This window comes from Citrobacter sp. wls757, assembly GCF_005280935.1.
Taxonomy (GTDB): domain Bacteria; phylum Pseudomonadota; class Gammaproteobacteria; order Enterobacterales; family Enterobacteriaceae; genus Citrobacter; species Citrobacter portucalensis.
Genome location: NZ_SZWU01000069.1, coordinates 149,970 through 154,685, shown reverse-complemented (window position 1 = coordinate 154,685; position 4,716 = coordinate 149,970). Strand labels below are relative to the sequence as shown.

Below are 4,716 nucleotides of genomic sequence, written 5' to 3'. Positions count from 1 at the left end.
GCGATCTCAGGATCGCCCCGATCCTTAATGAGTGTGAAACCTGGTCTTCACTGAACGGCAATCCGAGGGTGTGGATATGATTAGCGCATTCGATATTTTTAAGATTGGCATTGGACCTTCCAGCTCCCATACCGTGGGGCCAATGAACGCAGGTAAAAGCTTTATCGATCTGTTGGTCAGCAGCGGGGAACTCCCCAAGGCTACGCATATTGTGGTCGATCTTTATGGATCACTTTCCCTGACCGGAAAAGGTCATGCGACAGATGTCGCCATCATGATGGGACTGGCCGGTAACAGTCCGCAAAACGTTAATATAGATTCTATCGCTGGTTTTACTCAGGAAGTGGCCCGTACCGGACGTTTACCGGTTGCAGAGGGCACGCATATTGTCGATTTCTCCCCAGACAAAAATATCCTCTTTCACGCCGAAACGCTGCCGCGCCATGAAAATGGCATGCGTATCACCGCATGGAACGGCACCGAGACGCTATTAAGCAAAACCTATTACTCCGTCGGCGGTGGTTTTATCGTTGAAGAGGAGCAATTTGGTCAGACGCATGATGTTGAAGCACACGTGCCCTACAATTTTCATTCCGCCAGCGAACTGCTGAAACTGTGCGAGCGCAACGGGCTATCCGTTTCCGGTCTGATGATGCAGAACGAACTGGCGATGCGTAGCAAAGAAGAAATCGATGCTGGTTTTGCCGCCATCTGGGACGTCATGCACGCCGGAATTGAGCGCGGCATGAACACCGAAGGCGTCCTGCCGGGTCCATTGAACGTCCCGCGCCGCGCCGTGGCATTACGCCGGTTGCTGGTTTCCAGCGATAACCTGTCCAGCGACCCGATGAACGTTATTGACTGGATCAACATGTTCGCGCTGGCCGTGAGCGAAGAAAACGCCGCCGGATGCCGGGTTGTGACGGCACCGACCAACGGCGCATGTGGAATTATCCCTGCCGTATTGGCCTATTACGACAAGTTCCGCCGTCCGGTGAATGCAAACTCCATTGCCCGTTACTTGCTGGCCGCGGGGGCGATAGGGGCGCTGTATAAGATGAACGCCTCTATTTCTGGTGCCGAAGTCGGCTGTCAGGGTGAAATTGGCGTAGCCTGTTCAATGGCGGCAGCCGGGCTGACCGAGTTGCTCGGCGGTAGCCCGTCGCAGGTTTGTATTGCGGCGGAAATCGCCATGGAGCATAACCTGGGGCTGACCTGCGATCCGGTTGCTGGACAGGTGCAAATACCGTGTATTGAACGTAATGCGATCAACGCGGTAAAAGCCGTCAACGCCGCACGCATGGCGCTACGTCGCACATCTGAGCCACGCGTTTCGCTCGATAAAGTGATCGAGACCATGTATGAAACGGGCAAAGATATGAACGACAAGTACCGCGAAACGTCACGCGGTGGTCTGGCGATTAAAGTGGTCTGTACCTGAGATGAAAGGGTGCGTTTGTAGGCCGGATAAGGCGTAAGCGCCGCCGCTCCCTTGCAACCCAGGCTCCCGGCGGGAAAATCGTCGCTGCGCGAGTTATTCGTCTTATTCCGTCTGCCTGTCGGGTCGGGGCCGAGCCTGCATCCATGCAGGCCATCCCCTCTGCCCGCATCCCTGCGGGCAGTCCCGGTCAGCCGTCAACGCCTCATCGATTTTCAGCCGGACCGGGGTCATCGCTTCAACCCTCTGACTTCCAGTTAAATCTGTTTTGCTGTTTTAACAAAAAACGTAGAAGGTGAGGTGTTAACTGATCAGCATTAGCACTTTAGCGCGCATTTTTTGTTGTGATCTGCTTCAAAAATAGAATTTAAATCCTACATATGCATATAAAAGAGAAAATATTTCTTAACTTTTAGAAATTACAGGGGTTTGTTTGTGAAGTTTTTCTCTGATCCTGCGCGTATGATTTCTTCATTACTCCAATAGCTCACCTGCACCTAAGTACTGCGTATCGCATTGATGCAGTACGAAAAAAATATAAAAACCTCTACCTACACATTGAGCGGGAAATTATGGAAACGGCAACGAATAGTAGCGTAATACTCGACGCATCTGCTCCGGCACGTCGGGCGGGAATGACCGAAAGCGAATGGCGTGAAGCCATTAAGTTCGACAGCACGGACACCGGCTGGGTCATTATGAGTATCGGTATGGCAATTGGCGCGGGGATTGTTTTTCTTCCTGTCCAGGTAGGATTGATGGGGCTGTGGGTGTTCTTGCTCTCCTCTATCATCGGCTACCCAGCCATGTATTTGTTCCAGCGCCTGTTTATCAACACGCTGGCTGAGTCCCCAGAGTGTAAAGACTACCCGAGCGTGATCAGCGGCTATCTGGGTAAGAACTGGGGCATCCTGTTAGGTGCATTGTATTTTGTGATGCTGGTTATCTGGATGTTCGTTTATTCCACCGCCATCACCAATGACAGCGCCTCCTATCTGCACACGTTTGGTGTGACGGAAGGTTTACTGTCCGACAGCCCGTTCTATGGCCTGGTACTGATTTGCATCCTGGTGGCTATCTCGTCACGCGGGGAACAAATGCTGTTTAAAATCTCCACCGGCATGGTAATGACCAAGCTGCTGGTTGTGGCAGCGCTTGGCGTGTCGATGGTAGGGATGTGGCATCTGCATAACGCAGGTTCACTGCCGCCGATGGCGCTGCTGATCAAAAATGCGATTATCACTCTGCCGTTTACGCTGACCTCGATTCTGTTTATTCAGACCTTAAGCCCGATGGTTATCTCATACCGTTCACGCAACAAATCCATCGAAGTGGCGCGTCATAAAGCCCTGCGTGCCATGAACATCGCGTTCGGTATTCTGTTTGTTACCGTCTTTTTCTACGCTGTTTCCTTCACGTTGGCGATGGGCCACGACGAAGCGGTTAAAGCTTATGAGCAGAACATTTCCGCTCTGGCTATTGCCGCGCAATTTATCAATGGTGCGGGTGCTGGCTGGGTGAAAATCGTCAGCGTTATTCTGAACATTTTCGCCGTTATGACCGCTTTCTTCGGTGTCTACTTAGGTTTCCGTGAAGCGACTCAAGGGATCGTGATGAACATTCTGCGCCGCTATATGCCGGCTGAGAAAATCAACGAAACCTTTGTTCAGCGCGGCATTATGATTTTTGCCATCCTGCTGGCCTGGAGCGCAATTGTGCTCAACGCGCCGGTGCTGAGCTTCACCTCTATTTGTAGCCCTATCTTCGGCATGGTGGGTTGTCTGATCCCGGCCTGGCTGGTCTACAAAGTTCCTGCACTGCACAAATACAAAGGCGCTTCCCTGTATCTGATTATTTTCACGGGCCTGCTGTTGTGCGTTTCTCCGTTCCTGGCATTTTCCTGAGATATTTGAGCAAAGGTTGTTGTTATGTTTGAGACTACATTGAATCCATTATGGGATAGTTTTATCCGCGCGGTGCAGGAAGAAGTTAAGCCTGCGTTGGGCTGTACAGAACCTATCTCTCTGGCTCTGGCGGCGGCGGTTGCATCCTCTGAGCTGGACGGCGCGGTTGAACGCATTGACGCGTGGGTCTCACCGAACCTGATGAAAAACGGCATGGGCGTTACCGTGCCGGGTACCGGAATGGTCGGGTTACCTGTCGCGGCGGCGCTGGGTGCGCTGGGGGGAAATGCCCGTGCCGGTTTAGAGGTACTGAAAGATGCGTCGCCACAAGCGATCGCCGATGCGAAGGCGATGCTGAGCGCTGGCAAGGTTGCGGTGATGCTGCAGGAGCCTTGCGAGGACATCCTCTTTTCCCGCGCGAAGGTTTACAGCGCTGAAGGATGGGCGTGCGTGACGATTGTGGGCGGTCATACCAACATTGTGCACATCGAGACCAATAAGGGCGTAGTGTTCACCACAGAACAGAATGCTCAGGAAGAGGAACAGGAGTCGCCGCTGGCGGTATTGTCTCACACCTCGCTGGAAGAGATTCTGGCGTTCGTGAACGCGGTACCGTTTGAGTCAATCCGCTTCATTCTCGATGCGGCAAAACTGAACGGTGCGCTGTCTCAGGAAGGGCTGCGCGGTAACTGGGGTTTGCACATCGGAACTACGCTTGAGAAGCAGTGTGCGCGTGGCCTGCTGGCGAACGATCTCTCCACCTCTATTCTGATCCGCACCAGTGCGGCATCGGATGCGCGAATGGGCGGGGCGACGCTGCCGGCCATGAGCAACTCCGGCTCCGGTAATCAGGGCATTACCGCGACTGTTCCGGTGATGGTGGTGGCCGAGCACTTTGGCGCGGATGAGGAGAAACTGGCACGTGCGCTAATGTTGTCTCATCTGAGCGCTATCTACATCCATCATCAGCTTCCGCGTTTGTCTGCACTGTGTGCGGCAACTACGGCGGCGATGGGGGCAGCAGCGGGGATGGCATGGATCGTAGATGGTCGCTACAACACCATCGCGATGGCGATCAGCAGCATGATTGGCGACGTGAGCGGAATGATATGCGATGGCGCTTCAAACAGCTGCGCGATGAAAGTCTCAACCAGTGCTTCCGCGGCGTGGAAAGCGGTACTGATGGCGCTGGATGATACTGCTGTAACCGGCAACGAAGGGATTGTGGCGCATAACGTGGAACAATCTATCGCTAACCTGTGTGCGCTGGCGTGTCGTTCGATGCAGGAAACCGACAAGCAGATTATTGAGATCATGGCCAGTAAGGCACATTAATCTGTAGGCCGGGTAAGCCGTTGGCGCCACCCGGCATAA

General features: G+C 53.5%; 3 protein-coding genes. All 3 read left to right on the top strand.

Annotation, left to right across the window (positions count from 1 at the left end):
• Positions 1 to 76 precede the first annotated feature (76 nt).
• Entirely contained in the window at positions 77 to 1,441 is a 1,365-nt protein-coding gene (gene tdcG / locus FDW94_RS19530) for an L-serine ammonia-lyase (RefSeq protein WP_137378115.1), read from the top strand.
• A 569-nt stretch (positions 1,442 to 2,010) separates the two neighbouring features.
• Positions 2,011 to 3,342 (top strand): amino acid permease, encoded by a 1,332-nt coding sequence (locus tag FDW94_RS19520; RefSeq protein WP_020996346.1) that lies wholly within the window; start codon positions 2,011 to 2,013, stop codon positions 3,340 to 3,342.
• A 24-nt stretch (positions 3,343 to 3,366) separates the two neighbouring features.
• Complete coding sequence (locus tag FDW94_RS19515) at positions 3,367 to 4,677, top strand: serine dehydratase subunit alpha family protein (protein WP_008785880.1); 1,311 nt, start codon at positions 3,367 to 3,369, stop codon at positions 4,675 to 4,677.
• Positions 4,678 to 4,716 lie beyond the last annotated feature (39 nt).